The organism is Bacillus sp. JZ109, assembly GCF_053903135.1.
In genome coordinates, this window is the sequence record NZ_CP096388.1 from 655,006 (window position 1) to 679,724 (window position 24,719).

The 24,719-nt window shown below is 42.7% G+C and carries 24 protein-coding genes; 21 read left to right on the plus strand and 3 right to left on the minus strand.

Going from position 1 to position 24,719, the window contains the following annotated elements; all coding sequences use genetic code 11:
- The first annotated feature begins 171 nt into the window (after nt 1-171).
- The 8 genes from cwlO (at nt 172) to M1D94_RS03380 (ending at nt 7,432) form a co-directional block, all read left to right on the plus strand.
- A complete protein-coding gene (cwlO, locus tag M1D94_RS03345; protein WP_041850491.1) occupies nt 172-1,581 on the plus strand; it encodes a peptidoglycan DL-endopeptidase CwlO in 1,410 nt (469 codons plus the stop codon).
- A 218-nt stretch (nt 1,582-1,799) separates the two neighbouring features.
- Complete coding sequence (gene trxB / locus M1D94_RS03350) at nt 1,800-2,750, plus strand: thioredoxin-disulfide reductase (protein WP_003228139.1); 951 nt, start codon at nt 1,800-1,802, stop codon at nt 2,748-2,750.
- Between the two features lie 318 nt (nt 2,751-3,068).
- Nucleotides 3,069-3,545, plus strand: coding sequence for an 8-oxo-dGTP diphosphatase (locus M1D94_RS03355; RefSeq protein WP_010886622.1), 477 nt, complete (start codon nt 3,069-3,071; stop codon nt 3,543-3,545).
- Nucleotides 3,546-3,570: 25 nt separating this feature from the next.
- Nucleotides 3,571-4,458, plus strand: coding sequence for an RNase adapter RapZ (rapZ, locus tag M1D94_RS03360; protein WP_003228143.1), 888 nt, complete (start codon nt 3,571-3,573; stop codon nt 4,456-4,458).
- Nucleotide 4,459: 1 nt separating this feature from the next.
- Nucleotides 4,460-5,413, plus strand: coding sequence for a gluconeogenesis morphogenetic factor (mgfK, locus tag M1D94_RS03365; protein WP_049140423.1), 954 nt, complete (start codon nt 4,460-4,462; stop codon nt 5,411-5,413).
- A 22-nt stretch (nt 5,414-5,435) separates the two neighbouring features.
- Nucleotides 5,436-6,386: a DNA-binding protein WhiA gene (gene whiA, locus M1D94_RS03370; protein ID WP_003228147.1), complete on the plus strand. Its 951-nt coding sequence runs from the start codon at nt 5,436-5,438 to the stop codon at nt 6,384-6,386.
- 23 nt (nt 6,387-6,409) lie between these two features.
- Nucleotides 6,410-6,667: an HPr family phosphocarrier protein gene (locus M1D94_RS03375; protein WP_077671033.1), complete on the plus strand. Its 258-nt coding sequence runs from the start codon at nt 6,410-6,412 to the stop codon at nt 6,665-6,667.
- A complete protein-coding gene (locus M1D94_RS03380; protein WP_456270415.1) occupies nt 6,668-7,432 on the plus strand; it encodes an arylamine N-acetyltransferase family protein in 765 nt (254 codons plus the stop codon).
- Nucleotides 7,433-7,495: 63 nt separating this feature from the next.
- Here the strand turns inward: M1D94_RS03380 and M1D94_RS03385 are convergent, their stop codons facing one another.
- A complete protein-coding gene (locus M1D94_RS03385; RefSeq protein ID WP_373569463.1) occupies nt 7,496-7,696 on the minus strand; it encodes a hypothetical protein in 201 nt (66 codons plus the stop codon).
- Nucleotides 7,697-7,832: 136 nt separating this feature from the next.
- Here M1D94_RS03385 and M1D94_RS03390 point away from each other — a divergent pair, with 136 nt between their 5' ends.
- The 5 genes from M1D94_RS03390 (at nt 7,833) to psdB (ending at nt 13,504) form a co-directional block, all read left to right on the plus strand.
- Nucleotides 7,833-8,603, plus strand: coding sequence for a DUF6973 domain-containing protein (locus M1D94_RS03390; RefSeq protein ID WP_043940202.1), 771 nt, complete (start codon nt 7,833-7,835; stop codon nt 8,601-8,603).
- A gap of 346 nt (nt 8,604-8,949) precedes the next feature.
- Nucleotides 8,950-9,663 carry a two-component system response regulator PsdR gene (psdR, locus tag M1D94_RS03395; protein WP_003228163.1) on the plus strand — a complete coding sequence of 238 codons (714 nt, stop codon included), beginning with the start codon at nt 8,950-8,952 and terminating at the stop codon, nt 9,661-9,663.
- Entirely contained in the window at nt 9,657-10,727 is a 1,071-nt protein-coding gene (psdS, locus tag M1D94_RS03400; RefSeq protein WP_456270416.1) for a two-component sensor histidine kinase PsdS, read from the plus strand. Before psdR ends, psdS begins: the two co-directional genes overlap by 7 nt.
- Nucleotides 10,728-10,809: 82 nt before the next feature.
- A complete protein-coding gene (psdA, locus tag M1D94_RS03405) occupies nt 10,810-11,589 on the plus strand; it encodes a lantibiotic ABC transporter ATP-binding protein PsdA (protein WP_003228167.1) in 780 nt (259 codons plus the stop codon).
- A complete protein-coding gene (gene psdB, locus M1D94_RS03410; RefSeq protein WP_032726921.1) occupies nt 11,564-13,504 on the plus strand; it encodes a lantibiotic ABC transporter permease PsdB in 1,941 nt (646 codons plus the stop codon). Before psdA ends, psdB begins: the two co-directional genes overlap by 26 nt.
- 36 nt (nt 13,505-13,540) lie before the next feature.
- Here the strand turns inward: psdB and M1D94_RS03415 are convergent, their stop codons facing one another.
- On the minus strand, nt 13,541-14,518 hold the full coding sequence (locus M1D94_RS03415; protein ID WP_456270417.1) for a 2-hydroxyacid dehydrogenase: 978 nt from the start codon (nt 14,516-14,518) through the stop codon (nt 13,541-13,543).
- 383 nt (nt 14,519-14,901) lie between these two features.
- Here M1D94_RS03415 and M1D94_RS03420 point away from each other — a divergent pair, with 383 nt between their 5' ends.
- Together M1D94_RS03420 and M1D94_RS03425 are read left to right on the plus strand one after the other, a co-directional pair.
- Complete coding sequence (locus tag M1D94_RS03420; RefSeq protein WP_003228173.1) at nt 14,902-15,495, plus strand: beta-class carbonic anhydrase; 594 nt, start codon at nt 14,902-14,904, stop codon at nt 15,493-15,495.
- Between the two features lie 18 nt (nt 15,496-15,513).
- Nucleotides 15,514-17,106 carry a SulP family inorganic anion transporter gene (locus tag M1D94_RS03425; RefSeq protein WP_003228175.1) on the plus strand — a complete coding sequence of 531 codons (1,593 nt, stop codon included), beginning with the start codon at nt 15,514-15,516 and terminating at the stop codon, nt 17,104-17,106.
- A gap of 26 nt (nt 17,107-17,132) precedes the next feature.
- Here the strand turns inward: M1D94_RS03425 and M1D94_RS03430 are convergent, their stop codons facing one another.
- Entirely contained in the window at nt 17,133-17,453 is a 321-nt protein-coding gene (locus M1D94_RS03430; RefSeq protein ID WP_003242570.1) for a MazG nucleotide pyrophosphohydrolase domain-containing protein, read from the minus strand.
- A gap of 116 nt (nt 17,454-17,569) precedes the next feature.
- Here M1D94_RS03430 and M1D94_RS03435 point away from each other — a divergent pair, with 116 nt between their 5' ends.
- The 6 genes from M1D94_RS03435 (at nt 17,570) to mdxG (ending at nt 24,715) form a co-directional block, all read left to right on the plus strand.
- On the plus strand, nt 17,570-18,145 hold the full coding sequence (locus M1D94_RS03435; protein ID WP_014665480.1) for an LOG family protein: 576 nt from the start codon (nt 17,570-17,572) through the stop codon (nt 18,143-18,145).
- A gap of 204 nt (nt 18,146-18,349) precedes the next feature.
- Entirely contained in the window at nt 18,350-19,300 is a 951-nt protein-coding gene (locus M1D94_RS03440) for a LacI family DNA-binding transcriptional regulator (RefSeq protein ID WP_032726916.1), read from the plus strand.
- 112 nt (nt 19,301-19,412) lie between these two features.
- Nucleotides 19,413-21,182 carry a maltogenic alpha-amylase gene (gene mdxD / locus M1D94_RS03445; RefSeq protein ID WP_456270418.1) on the plus strand — a complete coding sequence of 590 codons (1,770 nt, stop codon included), beginning with the start codon at nt 19,413-19,415 and terminating at the stop codon, nt 21,180-21,182.
- A 95-nt stretch (nt 21,183-21,277) separates the two neighbouring features.
- Nucleotides 21,278-22,531, plus strand: a complete 1,254-nt coding sequence (mdxE, locus tag M1D94_RS03450; RefSeq protein WP_424934917.1) for a maltodextrin ABC transporter substrate-binding protein MdxE — start codon at nt 21,278-21,280, stop codon at nt 22,529-22,531.
- A gap of 39 nt (nt 22,532-22,570) precedes the next feature.
- On the plus strand, nt 22,571-23,878 hold the full coding sequence (gene mdxF, locus M1D94_RS03455; RefSeq protein WP_163117134.1) for a maltodextrin ABC transporter permease MdxF: 1,308 nt from the start codon (nt 22,571-22,573) through the stop codon (nt 23,876-23,878).
- Complete coding sequence (gene mdxG, locus M1D94_RS03460; RefSeq protein ID WP_021480666.1) at nt 23,879-24,715, plus strand: maltodextrin ABC transporter permease MdxG; 837 nt, start codon at nt 23,879-23,881, stop codon at nt 24,713-24,715. It begins immediately after the preceding gene.
- Nucleotides 24,716-24,719 lie beyond the last annotated feature (4 nt).

Below are 24,719 nucleotides of genomic sequence, written 5' to 3' on the forward strand. Positions count from 1 at the left end.
TGTTTTTTACATATGATGTGAAATAAACGCTATACAACCAGAATAAGAGATGCACAGAATAATTAACCATAAACAACCATCATTCCTCGTAGAGTATGAGGAACGAAACTTGATGTTCAAAATACGATTCCAAATGAGGACAGGTTCACAGTAAAAGGGAGGATATAAAAAGTGAGAAAGAGTTTAATTACACTTGGTTTGGCTTCCGTCATCGGGACAAGCAGTTTTTTGATCCCATTTACAAGTAAAACTGCATCGGCGGAAACATTAGATGAAAAGAAACAAAAAATCGAAAGCAAGCAATCTGAGGTTGCTTCCAGCATTGAAGCGAAGGAAAAAGAATTAACCGAGCTTCAGGAAAATCAATCAAAGATTGAAAAAGAACTGAAAGACATTAATGATAAGGCGCTTGATACAAGCAACAAGATTGAAGATAAAAAAGAAGAAAATGATAAAACAAAAGAAGAAATCAAAAAACTGAAAAAAGAGATTAAAGAAACAGAAGCACGCATCGAAAAACGCAATGAGATCCTGAAAAAACGCGTTCGTTCTTTACAGGAAAGCGGCGGATCTCAAGGATACATAGATGTTCTTTTAGGATCAACAAGCTTTGGTGACTTTATCTCTCGTGCGACTGCGGTTTCATCTATTGTGGACGCAGACAAAGATTTAATCAAACAGCAAGAACAGGATAAAGCGAAGCTCGAAGATTCTGAAGCGGATTTGAATGACAAGCTGAAAGAAGTTCAAGCTGCATTGGCTAAATTAGAAACAATGCAAAAAGACCTTGATAAACAGCTTAATGAAAAAGACAAGCTTTTCGACGAAGCAAAGGCAAGCCAGAAGAAAACGGCTAAAGCGATTTCTGAATTAAAATCAGAGGCGTCTGAACTTGCAAATCAAAAAGCAAATACTGAAGCTGAACAAGCACGCATCAAAAAAGAACAAGAAGCAGCGGCTGCTTTGATCAAAAAGCAGGAAGAAGCACAAAAAGCATCTGATGAAACACAAACAGATGACAGCCAAACGGCTACAACTGAATCAGCAAAAGCAAGCTCATCTGATGATTCTTCAGACAATTCTTCTAACAGTTCATCAAACAGTTCGTCTAACGGATCATCTTCTAAGAAGAGCAGCGGCTCAAACAGCAATTCAGGCGGCACTGTTATCAGCAACTCCGGCGGAATTGAAGGCGCGATCAGCGTTGGTTCAAGCATTGTAGGACAATCTCCGTACAAGTTTGGTGGCGGACGCACTCAGTCTGATATCAACAACCGTATTTTTGACTGCTCATCATTTGTACGCTGGGCATACGCTTCTGCAGGTGTTAACCTTGGACCTGTTAGCGGAACGAGCACTGACACTTTAATTAATAAAGGAAGAGCTGTCAGCCCGTCAGAAATGAAGCGCGGAGACTTAGTTTTCTTTGACACATACAAAGTAAACGGTCACGTTGGGATTTATTTAGGAAACGGAACGTTCCTTAACGACAATTCTTCACATGGTGTTTCAATTGATTCTATGAATAACCCTTACTGGAAAAAATACTTCAATGGTAATGTAAGACGTGTTGTTCAATAATAACTAAGACATGGGCCTTCTATAAACAGAAGGCTCTTTCTTTATTAATATACATACCCTTTTGAAATACATTTAATCGCGTTTCGAAAAAAATGAGCAAAAAAATAGCGTATCACCATGAGATTTTATAGGATATGGGTAAGGAATACGTTTGATGGGGATTCTTATCATATAAGAAAGAGCCCAAACTTGAAAAGATGGTTTAAGGAGTGAATAGTGTGTCAGAAGAAAAAATTTATGACGTGATTATAATCGGCGCGGGCCCTGCTGGGATGACGGCCGCTGTATACACATCGAGAGCGAATTTATCGACATTAATGATTGAAAGAGGAATTCCTGGCGGACAAATGGCCAATACGGAAGATGTAGAAAACTATCCTGGATTCGAAAGTATCCTTGGGCCTGAGCTTTCTAACAAAATGTTTGAACACGCGAAAAAATTTGGCGCTGAATACGCTTATGGCGATATTAAAGAAGTCGTTGACGGCAAAGAGTACAAAGTAGTCAAAGCCGGTTCAAAAGAATATAAAGCCCGTGCTGTTATCATTGCTGCTGGTGCGGAATATAAAAAAATCGGTGTGCCTGGCGAAAAAGAATTGGGCGGCCGCGGTGTATCTTATTGTGCAGTATGTGACGGCGCTTTCTTTAAAGGCAAAGAACTTGTCGTTGTTGGCGGCGGAGATTCCGCGGTTGAAGAAGGCGTGTATCTGACTCGTTTCGCTTCAAAAGTAACGATTGTTCACAGACGTGATAAACTCCGTGCTCAAAGTATTCTTCAAGCGAGAGCATTTGATAATGAAAAAGTTGACTTCCTATGGAATAAAACCGTGAAGGAAATTCATGAGGAAAACGGCAAAGTCGGTAACGTAACGCTTGTCGATACGGTAACCGGTGAAGAAAGTGAATTCAAAACAGACGGCGTATTCATTTACATCGGCATGCTTCCTCTGTCTAAACCGTTTGAAAACCTGGGCATTACGAATGAAGAAGGCTATATCGAAACAAACGACCGCATGGAGACAAAGGTTGAAGGAATTTTCGCTGCCGGAGACATTCGCGAAAAATCACTGCGCCAAATCGTAACGGCTACAGGAGACGGAAGCATTGCGGCACAAAGCGTACAGCATTATGTCGAAGAGCTTCAAGAAACGCTGAAAACCTTAAAATAAAAAGGGCTGTCATACGAGTTTCACATTACGTTACTGGGTTTTAATTCCGCTGTAACACATGTGTAATGCTTTTCGGTTATGATTAATAAAGTAATTGACCCCCTTTTTATAATGAATACACTTTTTTGGCACGGATTCTCCAGTTATCCGTGTCCTTTTTTTGTCCATAAATAAAAGATGAATGCCAGTTACAGCAAAATCATCTGAATTAAGGAATGAATATGCTGTAAAATAGAAGAAAAGATTGTCAATGTCTCTTCATTGTGGGAGGCATCTTGAAGCGGTATAATAAAGAGACGATGACAGGACGAAGGTTAGGTGACGTACTTGCAAAGAGTGACAAATTGTGTGCTTCAGACGGATGACAAAGTTCTTCTGCTTCAAAAGCCGAGACGCGGATGGTGGGTCGCGCCGGGAGGCAAGATGGAGAGCGGAGAATCAGTCAGAGACTCCGTCATCAGAGAGTACAGAGAAGAGACTGGTATCTATATCATAAATCCTCAATTAAAAGGCGTTTTTACCTTTATTATTAAAGACGGTGACCACATTGTCTCCGAGTGGATGATGTTTACGTTTGTCGCTGATTCATATACAGGACAAAATGTATCAGAATCAGAGGAGGGCAAACTGCAGTGGCACGATGTCAATGACATTCAGAACCTGCCTATGGCCCCTGGAGACGGCCATATCCTTGATTTTATGATGAAGGGACAAGGGCTGCTGCACGGCACATTTACGTATACACCGGAATTTGAGCTGCTCAGTTATCGTTTAGACCCGCAGCACATCAAATAGAAAGACAAGTCAGGGGGGGAGAAAGATGAGTGCTAGTGAATCACATGATATTCAGCTTGTCATTATAACCGGAATGTCGGGAGCGGGGAAAACTGTCGCGATCCAAAGCTTTGAAGATCTCGGCTATTTCTGCGTCGATAATCTTCCGCCTTCATTGCTTCCGAAGTTTTTAGAGCTGATGAAGGAATCAAATTCGAAAATGAGCAAAGTTGCGCTCGTGATGGATTTGCGCGGCCGCGAATTTTTTGACCGGCTGATTGAAGCGCTGGATGAAATGGCCGAAAATCCGTGGATCACACCGCGAATTTTATTCCTGGACGCGAAGGATTCCATTCTCGTCACGAGATATAAAGAAACGAGACGCTCGCATCCGCTGGCAGCGACTGGCCTGCCGCTTGAAGGCATCGCGCTAGAACGAGAGCTGCTTGAGGAATTAAAAGGCCGCTCTCAAATCATTTACGATACGTCTGACATGAAGCCGCGTGATTTGCGTGAAAAAATCGTGAAGCACTTTGCGACAAACCAAGGAGAGACATTTACCGTGAATGTCATGTCATTTGGTTTTAAATACGGTATTCCAATTGATGCAGATCTTGTCTTTGATGTCAGATTTTTGCCGAATCCGTACTATATCGAAAGCATGCGGCCGCTGACTGGCAAGGATAAAGAGGTTTCCTCTTACGTCATGAAGTGGAATGAAACACAAAAGTTCAATGAGAAATTAATTGATCTGCTGAGCTTTATGCTTCCATCTTATAAAAGAGAAGGAAAAAGCCAGGTTGTCATTGCGATCGGCTGCACAGGGGGCCAGCACCGCTCTGTGACATTAGCCGAGAATTTAGCTGATTATTTCAAAAAGGATTACTATACTCATGTTACTCACCGGGACATTGAAAAGAGAAGCCGGAAATAAGATGGGACATAAGCCGAAAATTGCAATCTTTGGCGGCGGTACAGGTCTTTCTGTATTGCTTCGGGGCTTAAAGCATAAACCTGTTGACATCACGGCCATTGTAACAGTTGCCGATGATGGGGGAAGCTCTGGCCGTCTGCGGAATGAACTGAAAATTCCGCCTCCCGGAGACATCAGAAATGTGCTTGCCGCTTTATCCGATGTGGAGCCGCTTGTTGAAGATCTTTTTCAGCACCGCTTCAATAAAGGGAATGACTTAACAGGCCATTCTCTCGGGAATTTGATTTTGGCAGCGATGACAAATATAACCGGTGATTTTTTTCACGCTGTCACTGAAATGAGCAAGGTGCTGAATGTAAGAGGAAAGGTTTTGCCGGCTGCCAATGCCAGTGTTGTTTTGCATGCTGAGATGGAAGACGGCCGCGTGGTCTCAGGCGAGTCAACGATCCCAGAATACGGACAGCGCATTAAGCGTGTTTTTCTCACGCCTGAACAGATTGATCCGCTGCCGGAAACAATAGACGTGATCAGGGAAGCGGATTTGATTATTATCGGCCCGGGAAGCCTCTATACAAGCATTCTTCCCAATTTGCTCGTCCCAAAAATCGGGGAAGAAGTGATAAAGGCGCCGGCGAAAAAAGTATACATTTGCAACGTGATGACTCAGCCCGGCGAAACGCTCCATTACACCGCTGCTGATCATGTGAAAGCCCTCAATCAGCATATGGGCTGCGGTTTTATTGATACGATATTAGTGAACAGTGAAGACATTCCCGACGAAATAAAACGTAAGTACGAAATGGAATCGGCGCGTCCTGTTGATTTTGATATCGAAGAGCTGAAAGCGATGGGGCTTGAAGTCATCAGAGATCAAATTGTAACGTATAAAAATGACGTAATACGTCACGATACACATAAAGTGGCCTCTCTTCTTGTTGATTTACTGAAAGAATGAAGCCTTGAAATGAGGTGGCTATATGTCATTTGCATCAGAAACAAAAAAAGAATTAACGAATCTGGAAGTGAAGGACTGCTGCATTAATGCCGAGCTGTCTGCACTCATTCGGATGAATGGAGCTTTATCATTTACAAACCGCCATCTCGTACTCGATGTTCAAACCGAAAACGCGGCGATTGCCCGCCGCATCTATACATTGCTGAAAAAACAATATGATGTGTCGGTCGAGCTGCTGGTCAGAAAGAAAATGCGGCTGAAAAAGAATAACGTCTATATTGTGCGTTTTTCAGAAAATGCAAAAACGATCTTAGAGGATTTAAAAATACTCGGGGAGAATTTTGTGTTTGAACGAAGTATTTCGAAAGAGCTGGTCAAAAAGAGATGCTGCAAGCGTTCTTATATGAGAGGAGCATTTTTGGCAGGAGGTTCGGTCAATAACCCGGAAACCTCCTCGTATCATTTAGAAATCTTCTCTCTTTATAAGGAGCATAACGATTCATTATGCGACCTGTTAAATGAGTTTCAGTTAAACAGCAAAACGCTTGAACGGAAAAAAGGCTACATTACCTATTTAAAAGAGGCTGAAAAGATTACAGAGTTTCTGAACGTAATTGGCGCTCACAATTCGCTTCTGCGATTTGAGGATGTCAGAATCGTCCGGGACATGAGAAATTCGGTCAACCGCCTCGTCAATTGTGAAACAGCCAACTTAAACAAAACAATCGGCGCATCGCTGAGACAGGTGGAAAATATTAAATACATCGATGAAAGAATCGGCCTGGAGGCGCTGCCTGAAAAACTTCGGGAAATTGCGCAGCTGCGGATTGATTATCAGGAAGTGACGCTGAAAGAGCTGGGGGAAATGGTAGCAAGCGGGAAAATCAGCAAATCAGGGATCAATCACAGGCTGAGAAAACTTGACGAAATCGCAGAACAGCTGCGGACAGGGCAAACCGTCACTTTAAAATAACCGTAAAGAAAAGGGGAGATCTTATGGTTCAACAGAAAGTGGAAGTTCGATTAAAGACAGGACTGCAAGCACGTCCTGCTGCTTTGTTTGTACAAGAAGCAAACCGGTTTACGTCAGATGTGTTTCTTGAGAAGGATGGGAAAAAAGTAAACGCCAAAAGCATCATGGGGCTGATGAGCCTTGCGGTAAGCACAGGCACTGAGGTTATCTTGATTGCCCAGGGAGAAGATGAACAAGAGGCGCTGGAGAAGCTGGCTGCTTACGTTCAAGAAGAAGTTTAGGTGATAAAAATGAGTGACTTTCTAAAAGATTGCTTTCAGAAAATTGGCTGGGAGAAAGATCATGTCAGCTTCGGCGATCTTCCCCTTTTTCTCAAAGCAATGGCATACCGTTTTCCATTCGAAAACCGTGCCGTACTTGCAAAAGAGAATTATAAGATCACAAAAGAAGAGTTATGGCGACGTCTGCTCAAAGATCAGCATGGCGGCCTATGCTACGATCTAAATGGTTTCCTTTATTTTGTCTTGCATGAGGCCGGGTTTCATGTGAAGCTCATTCGAGGAACGGTTTATGCAGGCAATCAAGAGGGATGGGCACTAGAAGGGACGCATGCTGCTGTATGGCTGTCTGCCGAAAACGGCGATTACCTCGTTGATATCGGCTTCGGCATCAACCTGGCGCTCCAGCCGATACCGCTTTCCGGAGAAACGGTACAGTCACCAGTCGGGTCATTCCGAATCAAAAGAGAAGAGACAGAAAAGGGCAGCCATGTTCTGCTGATGGACAAGGGAGAAGGCTGGCAAATCGGGTACGCCTTTACTCTTGAAGAGAGTGATCTCGGTGATTTAGATAACATGAAGGACATCATTCACTCTCATGAAAAATCTCCTTTTAACAAATCCCCGCTTGCCTCAAAGCTGACACCGAGCGGAAGGATGGTCATGTCAGAGCGCCATTTTACGATTCATGAAAACGGCAGTGACATTCAAAAAAGTGACATTGGCCCTTCAGAATTTGAAGAGAAATTAAATACTTATTTTTTGTAACATGAAAAGCTTGCAGCATGTCTGCAAGCTTTTTTTGTGAACAAAGAAGATAGTTGTGACCTATCAGGAACAAGTATTAATAGCCATATCAAAAGCATCCTCGGGAATATATATTTTACCGTTGTCAATCTTATAAGGAATTTGATTTTCTTTAAAGCATTTTTTGTTATCTTCTGTTACTGTATCTCCCCATTCAGTGAATTTACCTGTGTAATTTTTTTCACAACCAGAAATTATACAGAGGACAGAAATTAGCATTAACATTTTTTTCAAATAAATCACCCTCTCACAGTTTATTTCAACTATATCAAAAAATACCTTTTGTGAAAATAATTGTTGATAATACAATTTTGATATGATAAAATTTTACATGTTATTACATTATTTGGAGGTTTAATTTGTGAAAAAGAGTATAATTCTGTTATCAAGCGTAGTAATTTCAGCAACAATTTTTACTTCATCAACGGCTTTAGCCAAAGAATATTCACCAGATAAACTACAATATTCAAAGACCGAACACACAAAAAAGAATAAATTATATTTAACTGAACAGGAACTCAGAAATACGGACTTCAATATGTTAAGTAAAGTAAATGATCAACTAGAAAAAAAGATTGCTAACAAAAATTATACAGAAGAAGAACTTAATCAAATTGCTGCTAAAGCAATTCAGCAAGCAATTCAAAATAAATCAACTTCTTTTTCAGCTATGGATTACAGTATTCCCGGTTTTGGAGCTTTAACTGATGCAGAGATTCGTTTAGCAAAAAGTAATCCGCTTGAATTTGTGAAGTATGGTAATGCTGCACAAGAAGCTAAAGCGGAAGCGGAAAAATATTATGGTAAAGAACAACTTGGGAAAGGAAATGGAGATGCATTTCGCCATAGTTATTGGAATGCTCGTCTAGTACAATCGTTTGGCGGAGGACCAAGCCATGGGTATAATAGAGCAAAAGTATGGGCAACGGCACATGAATCAAAGTCTTCAGGTTTAGATAAACAGATGGATCTTATGAACAATGAAACTGGGAGATTTCTTGCTACTGAAAACTATTATACATATAGTAGCGTAAAATATAGCAGTGTCTTAAGAAGTATGGTTAAACAAGGTAGTCTAGTAAGGATCGTGAATGGTAAGTTAGTAGCTACTAACGGTACTACAGGAAAATAGTTTTTATTTTGGTTTTGTTAGAATATTTTATAGACTTTTTCGCTTGTTGATTATATCCATTTGTTTGGATTTAGTCACAAGCTTTTTTTATTATAAAAAGCACATAACTTAACCAAAGGCAATAAAAAAATTAAATGAATTTTTTATTAATTGAAAAAGAGAACTTACTAAAAACTCTCAACTATATTATATATTTCGGTTAAAATATCACTTTATTGGCTTTTACAACTTTACCTATTTTGACTGCTTTCTATAGGCAAGTTGAATCGCTTGGTTTCCCTTATGCTATAATAATTTTGGAATCTTCTAGAAAAATCATCGTGATGTACATATAAGGGGGATCAACGTGTATCGGATTTTGCTTGTGGAAGATGATGAGCGGATTGCTTCTTTGCTAGGCGGTCATCTTCAAAAATACGGATATGAAGTGAAAATTGCTGAACAGCTGAATGATATAAAATTGGAATTTGCAGAAATGAAGCCTGATCTTGTGCTGCTTGATATCAACCTGCCTTTTTTTGACGGGTTTTATTGGTGCAGGCAAATCCGTACCATTTCCAATGCGCCGATTATCTTTATATCGGCACGGACCGATGAGCTGAATCAGGTAATGGCGATTGAAAATGGCGGCGATGATTATATCACAAAGCCGTTCCATCTAGAGGTAGTGATGGCCAAAATCAAAAGCGTCCTGCGCCGCACATATGGTGAATACTCGCCCTCTTTGCCGCAGGAATCAAGAATAGTGGAGCTTGGCGGGCTAACGATTTATCCTGATCAAAATGAAGCGGAGTGGAACAGCGTCCGGATTTTGTTTTCCCAAAAAGAATTCCAGCTTCTCTCGATTTTTGTGAGGGAGCATAAAAAAATTGTCTCTCGTGATGAACTATTGGAGGCGTTATGGGATGACGTTGATTTTGTCGATGACAATACGTTAACGGTCAATGTCAACCGGCTGCGGAGAAAACTGGAGAATGCAGGACTGAAAGATTGCATTTCCACAATCAGAGGACAAGGCTATCAATTTCAAGTCAATCGGAAGGATGAAGCGGAGTGTTAAAAACTTATCTCATCGACCGCTTAGCCATTATTCTATTTTCATTATTAGGGATAGGGTCCGCCATGCTGATTGCGTATTTAAGCATTGTAGAGAGCGGCGCAGAACCTTCCAAAGAAAATATGATGTACATATGGATTTTGCCCGGTACTCTTTTAGCCGCAGGTTTTGCTGCTGATTATGTTCGGCAATTTTCCTTTCTCACATATGTTAAAAAGCTTGCAGAACAAGCCTCTTCTTCGAATGACATCGGACAGTCTTTGAAAGCCCGAAAGCCAAGAACAGGAGAGCAAGCGCTTTGGACGAAAATGATCAACGCACTCGGGCAGCAATACGAAAGCAGGCTCTCACAATATATCAATCAGCAAAAACAGCATTATACCTTCACCAACCAATGGGTCCACCATATGAAAACACCGGTATCCGTCATATCCTTAATGATTCAGGAAGGAAAAAACGGAACCTCATCCTCTTTTCCGACGTTTTTAGAGGAGCTAGAGGATGAGAATGAGAGATTTCGCCACGGTCTTGATATGATGCTGCAAACGGCTCGGCTGGAGGAATTTGCATTTGATGTAAAACCGCAAACCTTTGATTTGACAGAAATGGTTCGTTCACTGATCAATCAGGAAAAACGTCAGTTTATTAAACGGCGCCTTTTTCCAACATTACATGTGCCGCCAAATGTCATTCAGATTTCCAGTGATCAAAAGTGGCTTTCCTTTGTTGTTGAGCAAATCCTTTTCAACGCCTTAAAATATTCAAAGCAAGGTGTGGGAGACCCTATTACAATCCGTATTGAAACGCAGGGACATGAGACGCGATTGTCGGTTGCCGACGAAGGAATCGGCATACCGCCGCAGGATCTGCCGCGGATTTTTGACGCGTTTTTTACCGGAGAAAACGGACGAACCATGAAAGAGGCAACTGGAATGGGCCTTTATTTGGCAAAACAGGTGTGCAGCCGTCTCGGCCATAAGCTGTATGCGGAATCAAAAGAAGGGGCTGGCACTGTGATGACCATCGTGTTTTCAAGTGACACCCTCGTGAATGTGACAGCATTGTAAGGTTGGGGAGCGGAATTGCAAGAAAGTTCGATGGGAGGATGCTGACTTCCTTTTTATAATAAAGAAAAAGGAGGAGCAGAACATGAATGTGTTGCAAACAACGAACCTATCGAAAACGTACTATTCAAATAAAGGAACAATATCATACCAAGCGCTCAGCGCCTTTGATCTCAGTGTGTCAAAAGGAGAATTTGTCGGGATTATGGGGCCGTCGGGAAGCGGAAAAACCACGCTTTTGAATTTGCTGGCTACCATTGATAAGCCGACCCAGGGCGAGATGATGATCAACGGCATTCAGCCGAAAACGTTAAAGGACCAAGAGCTGGCTTTGTTTCGCAGAAGAGAACTCGGCTTCGTCTTTCAGGATTTTAATCTGCTTGATACGCTGACGATTCGTGAAAATATTCTCTTGCCGCTCGCATTGGATAAGGTAAAGCTGAGAGAAATGGAAGCCCGATTGGATGAACTGGCGGATACGCTGCAAATCAAGCACATTCTCGATCACCGCACATATGAGGTGTCGGGCGGACAGCAGCAGCGGGCAGCCTGTGCCAGAGCGATTATTCACAATCCGGCGCTCATTCTTGCCGATGAACCGACAGGAAACCTCGACTCAAAATCGGCAAAGCAAGTGATGAACACACTGGCTCAGCTGAATGAGGAAAAGGAAGCGACGATTCTGTTGGTTACGCATGATGCCACAGCAGCAAGTTTCTGTAAACGAATTGTTTTTATTAAAGATGGACGTTTCTTTTCAGAGATTCACAGAGGAACAAACAGGCAGGTGTTTTATCAAAGTATATTGGATACCTTGAGTGTGTTGGGAGGCGATTTTCATGAATTTGAGAACTATCGCCCGTAAAAACATTCTTGGGAATCTGCAACGGTATGTGGCCTACTTTTTAAGCTGTGTGTTTGCCGTTTCGGTGTTTTTTGTCTTCACATCATTTATTTTTCATCCTGATGTCAATGAAGACAATATATATGGCGGAAGCCTTGTCAAAACATGCTTGAGCGCAGCTCTTGTCGTCATCATTGTGTTTTGTATATTTTTCATCACATATTCCAATTCAGCGTTTTTGCAGGCAAGAAAGAAAGAGTTTGGACTGCTGACACTGTTTGGCACATCAAAGCAGCAGCTTCGCAAGATGATTTATTATGAGCAGTCACTTATTTCTCTTGCGGCGATTGCGGCCGGCATTGGAGCAGGCCTGTTATTTTCAAAACTGTTTTTTATGATCATGACATGGATGCTCAGCGTGAAGGTGCCGATTTCGTTTGCCATTGTGCCGAAAGCGTTTGTGATGACAATTGCCGGCTTTCTCATCCTGTTTCAGACGCTGCTCATTTTATCACTGGGACGGATTCGGAAACTGGAAATCATTGAACTGATTAAATCGGCCAAAAAGCCGAAAAGCTTGCCGGTTTATTCGAAATGGCTCACTGTATTGTCTTTGCTATGTCTTGGCAGCGGTTATTATCTATCTGCAACAGCCAATGCAATTGACATGATGTTTCGGGTATTTCCAATTTTGATTTTAGTGTTAATTGGCACGTATTTCTTTTTTACACAAAGCAGTGTGGCGTTTTTCCGCATGCTGTACCGAAAGAAACACAGCTTCTACAAAGGCACAAATATCATTGTGCGTTCCAACATGATATTCAGGCTGAAGGATCATGCACGCATGCTGTTTTTAACCTCTGTCATTACAGCGGTCATATTAACAGCTACAGGTGTCATCTATATGTTTTATTCCGATTTACAAAGGCAGGAGGAGCAAAGCATTCCTCAGTCTGTTTCCTGGGTGGAAAAGGATGCTTCCCGCTTTCAGGTCATGAAGCCTGAGACGGCTGAGAATACATTGAAAAAAGCTCATGCTGTTATCAAGTATAAGGTGGATGCCACTGGGATTCCTGTCACTTTTCAGTCAGACTTGCCGTATGGAAATAAGAAGATGGAAGCGGAAGCTTTGCTGATTTCAGAAAAGGTCTATAATCAAGTCGCAAAGGAAAAAGGGTTCCCAGTTATTCATTTACAAGAAAATGAAGCATTTATTAATGTTTCTTTTCAAATGATGGTGAAAGACACATTTGGAGAAGGGGAAACAGCAGCATTTCATATGAAGTCAGGAAAAACTCTTTCCTACGTCATGAAAAAGCAGCAAAACAAAGGGATATTGATGTCTGTCGATGGAGTCAGCCGTTTATTGGTTGTCAGCGAAAAGAGCTTTGACAGTCTGTCACAGGATGTGCCGCTGAAGGAACAGATGAGAATGGTAGGTTATGAGCTTGAGCATTGGCAGGAGACGGTGGATGTCTCTGAAAAGCTTGAAAACATGGTGCCGAAAGAACATACATCTGATTTTCAAACACGTGCTCCTAGTTATCAAATTGTGAAGCAGGGAGTTGCATTAATGCTGTTTATTGGTCTGTTTGTCAGCGTGCTGTTTTTTATCGTGCAAGGAAGCATGCTGTATTTGCGGATGTTTACGGAAATAGAAGATACGAGAGTGCAGGTGTTAGCGTTAAAAAGGATAGGGGTTACGGACAAAGAGATTCACTCGATCCTTGGAAAGCAAATAGGATTTTTATTCTTCATCCCATTTATCGCAGGTACGATTCACGCCGGCTTTGCGTATGCAGCGTTAAGTAATATGCTGAATTCCAATTTATTTCTTGAGGCCGTAATTGTCATCTTCATTTATTTTGTATTCCAGGCTGTTTATTATATCGTCACCCGCCATATTTATAAGCGTGCTGTTCTTCAGCGTATGTAATAGAAATCCGGTCTGTTATCAGACCGGATTTTTGATTTATTGAAATTCTCTTGTGAGATTTTTCGGTGTTTGTCCTTGAATGGCTGCAATCATATTTTCGGCGGCCTGTTTGCACATGTTGAAGCGCACTTTAGCTGTTGCTGAACCGATATGAGGAAGCAGCGTGACATTATCCAGCTGCAGAAGCGGATTATCTCGGGTGACAGGCTCTTTTTCGTATACATCTAAGCCGGCTCCCCTGATCCAGCCTTCCTGAAGAGCGCGAACCAGTGCTTTTTCATCGACTGTCTTTCCCCGGGAAATATTGACGAAAATTGCTGAATCCTTCATTAACTTAAATTCACGTTCTCCTATCATGTGATAGGTTTCATCAGTCAGCGGCGTAATGAGAAGAATAAAATCAGATTGCTCCAGCAATGTATCAAGCTCTGCATACTTAACGCCGATGCTGTCTTCTGTTTCTTGTTTGCGATGTCGGTTATGATAAAGCACTTCCATATCAAAACCAAATTTGGCGCGTCTCGCTGCTTGTTCTCCAATTCTGCCCATGCCGATAATGCCTAACGTTTGATGATGAACATCAATTCCGAAAAGCGCTTCCTCTTCCACGGTTCCCCATTTTCCTGCTCTGACAAAACGGTCCAGTTCGGCAACACGTCTGGCGGAAGACAGAATCAGTGAAAAAGCCAGATCTGCAACTGTGTCATCCAGTGTATAAGGTGTATGAGTCCCGACGACTCCTCTTTCTTTCATTGCTTCTATATCGAAGTTATCGTAGCCTACTGATTGGTTGCTGACCACTTTGAGCTTAGGCGCGTGTTCCAGCAACTCACGATTGATTGACGTCCCGGAAGTCCCTGACGTTAAAAGCCCTTCCGCATCTTTTAATTTTTCAAATAGCACGTCACTCGGAAGCGTATCCTCCTGCCATACTTCATAACGGCAATGTTCACCGATGAATGCTTCAATCTCTTCAGGAATCGGTTTTGTGATAAATACAAATGGTTTCAACAAGGCTCCCCCTTTATGGCTGTTGTCTATTTCATTATATCGGAAATAAATAGATGTTAAAAATATAGCTGCGTTCTTTTTATTTTCTGGTTCTTTTGAACTTAAAATGGAGATCGAACAGCTAAATCTGCTTAAAAAAGTTTTTTAATTATCAGAATTCACCCATATTTTTTGTCAGACAAATCATCAATATGCGAGCAGCAGCCGGATTATAGGATTCATTAAATATAAATTTTATTATCTTTGAAAGATATAAATGTTTATGTTTTGATTCTACAGTCCAATTATAGTGTCTTTTTTTGAAATCCTTTTCTTGGCTTATTCCTATGCTATAATTCCTTACTGTAAGCTGGGTAAGAAGGCTTGCAAAATCATATGGATGGGAGATGAATCAAATGGTTTCTTTAACATCAATTTTGGAACACAATCAGCGGTTTGTCAGAGAGAAGAAGTATGAACCGTACAAAACGACAAAGTTTCCTTCGAAAAAGCTCGTCATTGTCACCTGTATGGATACAAGGCTTACAGAACTTCTTCCGCAAGCAATGGGGCTTAGAAACGGTGATGCTAAAATTGTAAAAAACGCGGGAGCCATCGTTTCTCACCCATTTGGAAGCGTGATGCGAAGCATACTGGTCGCGATTTATGAATTGCAGGCTGAAGAGGTATGCATTGTCGGCCATCATGAGTGCGGAATGTCAGGGCTGAATGCGTCCTCGATTCTTGAGAAAGCAAAGGAACGCGGGGTGGAGGATAGCTGCCTGAATTTGCTGACGAGCGCCGGACTTGATTTGAAAACGTGGCTGACCGGTTTTCACAGCGTGGAAGAAAGCGTTTCCCACAGTGTGAACATGATTAAGAACCATCCGCTGCTTCCAAAAAAAGTGCCGGTTCACGGGCTTGTCATTCACCCTGAAACAGGAAAACTTGATGTGGTCATTAACGGTTATGAAACTGAGCTAATAAACAATCACTCATAAGGGAGGTTATAACAAAATATGCGATTCTCAGGGAGATTCAAGGGATACAATTTACAGAAATTTCAGAAAGACTTAATTGCAGGTATCGTAGTAGGTGTCGTGGCAATTCCTTTAGGAATGGCGTTTGCCATTGCCTCGGGAGTCGAGCCCGAATACGGGCTGTACACTGTTGTTATAGCGGGGATTTGTATCTCTTTGTTCGGGGGATCTAAATATCAAATTGGCGGTCCGACAGGCGCCTTTGTCCCGATACTGTTCGGCATTATCATGCAGTACGGATTAGAGAATCTGCTGATCGCAGGGTTTATGGCAGGGGTAATGCTGGTGCTGTTTGGGCTGTTTAAGCTCGGAAAAATAATGAAATTTGTGCCTAAACCCGTTATCGTCGGTTTTACAGCAGGAATTGCCGTGTTAATCTTTACGGAACAAATCGCTAATTTTCTCGGATTGAGAAATGTTGAAAAACATGAGAACTTTCACCACAACATGTTTGAAATTGTGCAGCAGCTCGGCACCTTTAACGTGTATGCCATTTTGACAGCTGTGATCGGGCTCGTCATTTTGCTTGTATCCGCCAAGGTGATGCCTAAAGTGCCGGGCGCTTTGTTGGCGCTTCTTATTTCCACAGTGGTCGCGGTTGTCTTTTTCCCTGACCGCATGGCAACGATCGGGTCAACTTATGGAGAAATCCCCCGCCATTTGCCTGAATTTCAGTTTCCTGAGCTTACTCTGGATAAAATGGTTATGCTGTTTCCGGCTGCGCTTGTCATCGCGCTTCTTGGAGGACTTGAGTCGATTTTGTCCGCAATGGTCGCCGATAACATGAAGGGCTCAAAGCATGACAGCAACAAGGAGCTTGTCGGTCAGGGGATTGCGAATATGGCAGCGCCCCTGTTTGGCGGAATCCCGGCTACAGGAGCGATTGCGAGAACGGCGACCAATATAAAAAACGGAGCGGTTTCTCCAGTTTCCGGCGTCGTTCACGGCGTAGTCGTTCTCCTTGTCCTGCTTGTATTTGCGCCTTATGCGTCCCATGTGCCGCTCGCCAGTATGGCACCGATTCTCATGGTGGTCGCATGGAATATGAGTGAGCGCAAGGAAGTCGCAAACATGCTGAGACTGAAAAATGCTGATTCCTTTATTTTGGCGGCGACCTTCGCCCTTACGGTTCTGTTTGACTTAATCATCGGTGTGGCAACCGGATTGCTGCTCGCATTTGTGTTCTTTATCAGAAGAATGAGCGAAGCGACCCGCATCCACAATCAGGAATCGCATCCTGTTCTGGCGAAGAGAGAAGATCCATCTGTCAGCATGTATGCCATAGAAGGGCCGCTGTTTTTCGGGTCAATTGATTCCCTTGAATCGTCATTGCTGGAGCATGTACAGAAAAAACCGAAAACCCTCATTCTGCTCATGAATAAGGTGCACTATATGGATACGTCAGCTGAAGCGGTGCTTGGGAACATTATGAATCGAATTAAACGCCACAATGGAAAGCTGATGATTGTAGGATTGCAATCGCAGCCGAAGGAGCTGCTGCATAAAACAGGCCTTTTTCACAAAATAGGAAAGCAGCATTTCTTTGATCACCATGATGAAATCACAGGTTAAAAAAAGCGGCCATCGCGGCCGCTTTTTTATGCATGCTCAAATCGTTTTGTCAGTTTTTCTTGGTGGGCCTTCATGACGTCTTCTAAAGAGACACCATACATATCAGCAAGAATGGCGATATTTCCGATGACATCTCCCATTTCTTCAATCAATTCTTGTTTTTGCTCAGCGCGTGACGATTCTTTCTCATCCGGCCGGTCTCTGCCGATTTCATACGCCCTGACAGCCCGGGCCAATTCTCCGGCTTCCTCCATTAAAAAGCCGACGCGAATAAAAGGTCCGTATTCTGTCCAGCCTCTTTTTTCGTAAAACTCTTTCATCCATTTTTCTGCATCAGCCAGCTGCAACCTCATCACTCCTGCATTCTTTATGTATTTCATATTGATATTATCACATGAAGATGGGACAATATATAGTATGTTTTTGAATATTTAACACGATATATAGATGTGGAGATGACAAGATGAAAACCATTTGTGTATTTGCGGGATCAAACCCTGGGGGAAATGAAGCGTATAAAAGAAAAGCGGCAGAGCTTGGCACGTACATGGCTGAGCAGGGAATCGGCCTTGTCTATGGGGGCTCCCGCGTAGGCTTGATGGGCACGATTGCTGACGCGATTATGGAAAACGGCGGAACTGCAATCGGGGTCATGCCGAGCGGTTTGTTCAGCGGGGAGGTTGTCCATCAAAACCTGACTGAGCTGATTGAAGTAAACGGGATGCATGAACGAAAGGCTAAAATGAGCGAGCTGGCGGACGGCTTTATCTCGATGCCGGGCGGCTTCGGTACATATGAAGAATTATTTGAAGTGCTGTGCTGGGCACAGATCGGCATCCACCAAAAGCCAATCGGACTGTACAATGTAAACGGATATTTTGAACCGATGATGAAAATGGTGAAATACAGCATTCAAGAAGGGTTTTCTAACGAATCGCACCTAAAACTGATTCACAGCTCGTCACGGCCGGATGAGTTAATTGAGCAAATGCAAAATTATTCTTATCCGATTTTAGAAAAAAAGTGGACAGAAATTTAAAAAAGAGACTTTCTCATGGAAGTGGAGAGAATGAGTCTGCCACCTAGCGTATGATCCATGAAATATCGAGTGTTTTTAACAAAGTGAGGTTTCCTTAAGGGAAATCTCTTTTTTATTTCTCTTTTGCCTGCATCGTATATTTAACAGTAATAGAGGACTTTATCACTAGTTTGGATAATAAGCACAGATAAGGAGGGGATGAAAATGGCAACATTGTCAGATGTGGCAAAAAAAGCAAATGTTTCGAAAATGACGGTATCACGAGTGATCAATCACCCTGAGACGGTGACAGATGAATTGAAAAAGCTTGTTCATTCTGCGATGAAAGAGCTGAATTACATCCCTAATTATGCGGCGAGAGCGCTCGTGCAAAACAGAACACAGGTTGTGAAACTATTGATACTTGAGGAAATGGATACGACAGAACCATATTACATGAACCTGCTGACAGGAATCAGCAGGGAGCTGGATCGCAATCACTATGCTCTCCAGCTTGTGACAAGAAATTCTCTTAATATTGGCCAATGTGACGGCATTATTGCCACCGGCTTGAGAAAGAACGATTTTGAAGGTGTAATAAAAGCGTTTGAGAAGCCGCTCGTCGTATTTGGACAAAATGAAATGGGCTATGACTTTATCGATGTGAATAACGAGAAAGGCACTTTTATGGCAACCCGCCATGTTATGGGGCTGGGGGAGCGGGAAGTTGTCTTTTTTGGCATTGATTTAGATGAGCCTTTCGAACGTGCAAGAGAACAGGGGTATATACGGGCGATGAATAAAAGCTTTAAAAAATCGAATATGTTTCGGATCGACAACAGTTCTAAGAAAAGTGAAGACCTTGCAAGAGAACTGCTGAAATCCATGGACAATCAGGCCGCATTTGTCTGCGCATCTGATCGAATCGCGCTCGGCGTCATTCGTGCGGCGCAATCCCTTGGAAAGCGAATTCCAGAAGACGTTGCGGTTACCGGGAATGACGGTGTGTTTCTTGATCGCATCTCCTCGCCGCGCTTGACTACGGTCAGACAGCCTGTTGTTGAAATGGGGGAAGCCTGTGCGAAAATGTTGCTGAAAAAAATGAATGAAGACGGTGCTGCACAAGGAAGTCTATTTTTTGAACCAGAGTTAATTGTACGAGAATCAACGCTGTAAGCGCTGTATTCTGTTATCGGTAACAGGGTGAAAAGGATTGTTCCCACAATTTCATCATGATACTTTCAAACTATGAGCCGGCTTCAATAAAACGGAAATCAAAGGGGGAAACATGATGGAATATGCAGCGATTCACCACCAGCCATTCAGCACAGATGCTTATTCTTATGATGGGCGGACTGTGCATATCAAGATTCGGACGAAAAAAGGTGATGCAGATCACATTCGATTCATTTGGGGTGATCCCTATGAGTACAACGACGGCAAATGGTCGGCAAACGAGCAGCCGATGAGAAAAATTGCTGCAACAGAAATGCATGACTATTGGTTTGCTGAAGTGGTGCCGCCATTTAGGCGTTTACAATATGCGTTTGTTGTAACAGACGATCATGAAGACATCTTTTTCGGAAGTTCGGGTGTATGCCCTTATAACGAAAAAACACTGGAAACGATTCATTATTACTTTAAATTTCCGTTTGTTCACGAGGCTGATACATTTCAAGCGCCTGTATGGGTCAAGTCAACGGTTTGGTATCAAATTTTTCCGGAGCGTTTTGCAAATGGAAGAGAAGACTTGTCACCGAAGAATGCATTGCCGTGGGGGAGCAAGGACCCGGGCGTCAATGATTTTTTTGGAGGAGATTTGCAAGGGATTGTTGACAAGCTTGATTATTTAGAGGATTTAGGGGTGAACGGCATTTATCTGACGCCGATCTTTTCCGCGCCTTCTAATCATAAATACGACACGCTGGATTACTTTTCTATTGATCCGCATTTCGGGGATCCAGAGATTTTTCGTACATTGGTCAGCCAGCTTCATCAGCGGGGGATGAGAATTATGCTAGATGCGGTTTTTAACCATATAGGAAGCGCGTCTCCGCAATGGCAGGATGTCGTCAAAAACGGAGCTCGATCCCGCTATAAAGACTGGTTCCATATTCACTCTTTTCCCGTCACAGGCGACAATTATGACAGGTTTGCTTTTACAGCTGATATGCCGAAGCTAAACACGGCTAATCCCGAAGTGCAGAAATATTTGCTTGATATTGCTTTGTACTGGATTCGCGAATTTGACATTGACGGCTGGCGTTTGGATGTCGCAAATGAAGTGGATCACGTGTTTTGGAAGACATTCAGGCAGGCTGTATCTACTGAAAAGCCTGACGTTTATATTTTAGGTGAGATCTGGCATTCTGCCGAACCCTGGCTTAGAGGGGATGAATTTCATGCGGCGATGAATTACCCTTTTACTGAGCCTATGATTGAATATTTTGCTGACCGGACGATCCCAGCCTCACGTATGGCCTACCGTGTCAATGCACATTTGATGAATGGAATGAAGCAGGCCAATGAGGTGATGTTTAATTTACTGGATAGCCATGATACAAAGCGCCTTTTGACCAGATGCCGCAATGATGAGAAGAAAGCACGCGCGTTGCTGGCCTTTATGTTTGCCCAGACAGGCTCACCATGCATTTATTACGGAACGGAAATCGGGCTGGACGGCGAAAATGATCCATTATGCCGGAAATGTATGGTTTGGGAAAAGGAGAAGCAAAACCAAGACATGCTGCAATTTATGAAACGGTTAATTGCTTTACGCAAGCAGGAAAGCACTTTATTGACTGAAGGACATCTTGAGTGGAATCTGCTGGATGACCAAAACGATTTTATTAGCTTTTCACGGACTCTTGATGAAAAAATAGTGATTTATTTCTTTAATCAAGGGAATGTGGTTCAACACGTCAGTTTACTAGATTTGAATATTGAAAGGAATAAGAGGATCTGTGATGCATGGACAGAGCAGCCGCTACAGCATCACGAGGTCATTGCCGTTCAGCCGGGAGAATTTTTGATTTTGAGTGCTGCCGCCCCTGTATAACATTCTGTTATCGGTAACAAATCGAAAGTTGTTGTAACCGCTTTCTATAGGACAATACAATTGTTATAGTTTCGTAAATAGAAGGGGGAAAAGAGATGGTTCTTTTAAAAAAGGGGTTCGCCATATTGGCGGCATCATTCCTGGCAATCGGCCTTGCCGCCTGCTCAAATTCAAAAAATCCAGCAAGCTCTGATGGTAAAAAGGTGCTGACTGTGTCTGTCGAAGAAACGTATAAAGAATACATTGAAAGCATAAAAACAAAGTTCGAAAAAGAGAATGACGTCACAGTAAAAATTGTTGAAAAGCAAATGTTCGAACAGTTAGAAGCGCTTCCTCTTGATGGCCCGGCGGGTAATGCGCCTGATGTTATGCTTGCTGCATATGACCGGATCGGCGGTTTGGGACAGCAAGGACATTTGCTTGACATTAAGCCATCTCATACAAAAAGCTTTGGTGATAAAGAAATGCAGCAGGTGACAGTTGACGGCAAAGTGTACGGAATGCCGCTAGTCATTGAGACACTTATTTTGTATTACAACAAAGATCTTTTAAAAACAGCGCCAAAAACATTTAAAGACCTTGAAAAGTTAACGGAAGATCCTCGATTCGCGTTTGCTTCGGAAAAAGGAAAATCAACCGGATTTTTAGCAAAATGGACTGACTTTTATATGTCGTACGGCTTATTGGCTGGATACGGCGGATATGTGTTTGGAAAAAACGGCACAGATTCCGGGGACATCGGCCTGAACAATAAAGGAGCTGTAGAAGCGGTGAAATATGCGGAGAAATGGTTTGAAACATATTGGCCGAAAGGAATGCAAGACAATTCAAGCGCAGACGACTTTATTCAGCAGATGTTTTTAGAAGGCAAAGCGGCTGCGATCATTGGCGGTCCTTGGTCAGCTGCCAACTATAAAGAGGCTAAATTGAACTACGGAGCGGCTCCCATTCCGACATTGCCAAATGGAGAAGAATACGCCCCTTTTGCTGGCGGGAAGGGCTGGGTTGCCTCGAAATATACAAAAGAGCCCGAGCTGGCTGAAAAATGGCTTGAGTATGCTGCAAATGATGCCAATGCTTACGCTTTTTATGAGGATACAAACGAAGTTCCGGCCAACACGGCTGCAAGGAAGAAAGCCGATGAGCAAAAGAATGAACTGACGTCAGCTGTGATTAAACAATATGAAACAGCAACGCCGACTCCAAATATTCCGGAAATGGCTGAAGTATGGACAGGAGCGGAAAGTTTAATTTTTGATGCAGCTTCAGGAAAAAAATCGACACAAACATCAGCGAATGATGCTGTAAACGTCATAAAGGAAAATATTAAAGAAAAGTATGTGAAATAAAACGGCGGGATAGCGTCCGGAAGAATAGAGGGCGGAAAAATGAATAAACATCACACACTTACAAAGCAAAAACGAAAGGCAGGGCTTTTATCGATCATTCCAGGACTTGGGCAGATTGCGAATCAGCAGTTGTCAAAGGGGCTCTTATTTCTTGCCATCACAGGCTTGTTTGCTTTTGAATTATGCGTTTTCGGTATACAGGCGCTAACCGGATTGATGACATTGGGAAGTGTTCCCGGTGAAGATCACTCGCTGTTTATGCTGATTGAAGGCACGCTGCAATTGATCGTGACAATGATTTTCCTCATGTTCTATATCTTTAATATTCATGATTCGCGTAAGACCGCCGCAATGAAAGCGGCGGGTTTGGAAGTCAATACAACAGCCAAGGATATGATCTGTCATGCGGGCGATAAAGGGTTTCCATATCTATTTACACTGCCGGCATATATCATGATGGTGTTTGTGATTATCTTTCCGGTTTTGGTGACTCTGTTTGTTGCATTAACAAACTATGATTTTTATCATATTCCGCCTAATCGTCTGATTGACTGGGTCGGGTTTGAAAATTTCTTGAATATTTTTTTCCTTGGCTCCTATCGTGAAACATTTGTGAATGTACTGGGCTGGACGGTTATCTGGACAATCTGTGCAACAACGCTGCAAATCATTTTAGGTATTGTGACGGCACTTTTCGTCAATCAGGATTTTATAAAAGGCAAGCGGATATTTCGAATGATTTTCTTATTTCCATGGGCTGTTCCGGCGTTTATTACAATCATGAGTTTTTCCAACATGTTTAACGACAGCATAGGAGCGGTGAATGCACAGGTGATACCATTATTCAATCACCTGCCGTTTGTCGAGCTGCCTGCGATCGCGTGGAAGACCGATCCTTTCTGGACAAAGACAGCCCTCATTATGATTCAAACGTGGCTCGGCTTTCCATATATATATGTCATGGTAACGGGAGTGCTTCAGGCGATTCCAGGTGAATTGTATGAAGCGGCAAAGATTGACGGGGCCACTTTTATTCAGCGTTTTCGGCATATTACATTCCCGATGATTTTATTTGCCACAGCACCCGTGATGATTACTCAGTATACGTTTAATTTCAATAATTTCTCGATCATCTATTTATTTAATGAGGGAGGGCCAGGCAGTGTGGGAGCCGGGGCCGGATCGACCGATATCTTAATTTCGTGGATTTATAAACTGACAACAGGCACATCACCCCAATATTCCGTTGCGGCGGCTGTGACACTGTTAATTTCTTTCATTGTCATTGGAATTTCACTGATTGCTTTCAAAAAATCGAATGCTTTTGGCAATGAGGAGGTTATGTAGGTGAACGCGAGCACTGCCAGAATGCTTAATAAAATCTGTACGTATTTATTTTTGACGCTTTTAAGTATTGTCATTATATATCCGTTGCTGATTACGGCATCATCAGCCTTCCGTGTGGGGAATTCGGCGGCTTTTCAGCTCGATTTTTCGGGTCCTTGGACATTGGATCATTTTAAGCGGCTATTTGACGAAACGCTTTATCTCAATTGGTACAGCAATACACTTGTCATCGCGCTATCGGTCATGGTTTTGCAGGTTACGATTGTGACACTTGCCGGGTACTCGTACAGCCGCTATCGGTTTGCAGGCAGAAAAAAGAGCCTGATATTCTTTTTAATCATTCAAATGGTGCCGACAATGGCGGCGCTGACTGCTTTTTATGTCTTGGCGATGCTAATAGGCGCACTCGATCAATACTGGTTTTTAACAGCGATCTATATCGGCGGCGGGATTCCGATGAACACGTGGCTGATGAAAGGTTATTTTGATACTGTGCCGAGAGAAATTGATGAAGCCGCGCGAATTGACGGAGCGGGACATCTGAGGATTTTCGCTTCAATTGTTCTACCGCTTGTTAAGCCAATGCTCGCGGTACAAGCGCTTTGGGCGTTTATGGCACCGTTTGGCGACTATTTGCTGGCGAAATTTCTGCTTCGCTCACCGGAAAGGCTGACCATCGCTGTAGGATTACAATCCTTTATTTCTAATCCGCAGCAGCAAAAAGTAGCTCTATTTGCAGCCGGTGCCATCCTTGCCGCACTGCCGATATGCGTTCTATTCTTTTTTCTCCAAAAGAACTTTGTGTCCGGTTTGACAGCCGGCGGAACAAAGGGGTAATGCA

Coding starts and splice junctions, on each gene's coding strand:
- M1D94_RS03420 (WP_003228173.1), top strand. CDS start 14,902: ATGAATCAAATGGTTTCTTTAACATCAATTTTGGAACACAATCAGCGG.
- M1D94_RS03425 (WP_003228175.1), top strand. CDS start 15,514: ATGCGATTCTCAGGGAGATTCAAGGGATACAATTTACAGAAATTTCAG.
- mdxE (WP_424934917.1), top strand. CDS start 21,278: ATGGTTCTTTTAAAAAAGGGGTTCGCCATATTGGCGGCATCATTCCTG.
- mgfK (WP_049140423.1), top strand. CDS start 4,460: ATGGGACATAAGCCGAAAATTGCAATCTTTGGCGGCGGTACAGGTCTT.
- whiA (WP_003228147.1), top strand. CDS start 5,436: ATGTCATTTGCATCAGAAACAAAAAAAGAATTAACGAATCTGGAAGTG.
- psdA (WP_003228167.1), top strand. CDS start 10,810: ATGAATGTGTTGCAAACAACGAACCTATCGAAAACGTACTATTCAAAT.
- psdB (WP_032726921.1), top strand. CDS start 11,564: ATGAATTTGAGAACTATCGCCCGTAAAAACATTCTTGGGAATCTGCAA.
- M1D94_RS03440 (WP_032726916.1), top strand. CDS start 18,350: ATGGCAACATTGTCAGATGTGGCAAAAAAAGCAAATGTTTCGAAAATG.
- mdxF (WP_163117134.1), top strand. CDS start 22,571: ATGAATAAACATCACACACTTACAAAGCAAAAACGAAAGGCAGGGCTT.
- mdxD (WP_456270418.1), top strand. CDS start 19,413: ATGATGGAATATGCAGCGATTCACCACCAGCCATTCAGCACAGATGCT.
- M1D94_RS03435 (WP_014665480.1), top strand. CDS start 17,570: ATGAAAACCATTTGTGTATTTGCGGGATCAAACCCTGGGGGAAATGAA.
- M1D94_RS03375 (WP_077671033.1), top strand. CDS start 6,410: ATGGTTCAACAGAAAGTGGAAGTTCGATTAAAGACAGGACTGCAAGCA.
- M1D94_RS03385 (WP_373569463.1), bottom strand. CDS start 7,696: ATGTTAATGCTAATTTCTGTCCTCTGTATAATTTCTGGTTGTGAAAAA.
- rapZ (WP_003228143.1), top strand. CDS start 3,571: ATGAGTGCTAGTGAATCACATGATATTCAGCTTGTCATTATAACCGGA.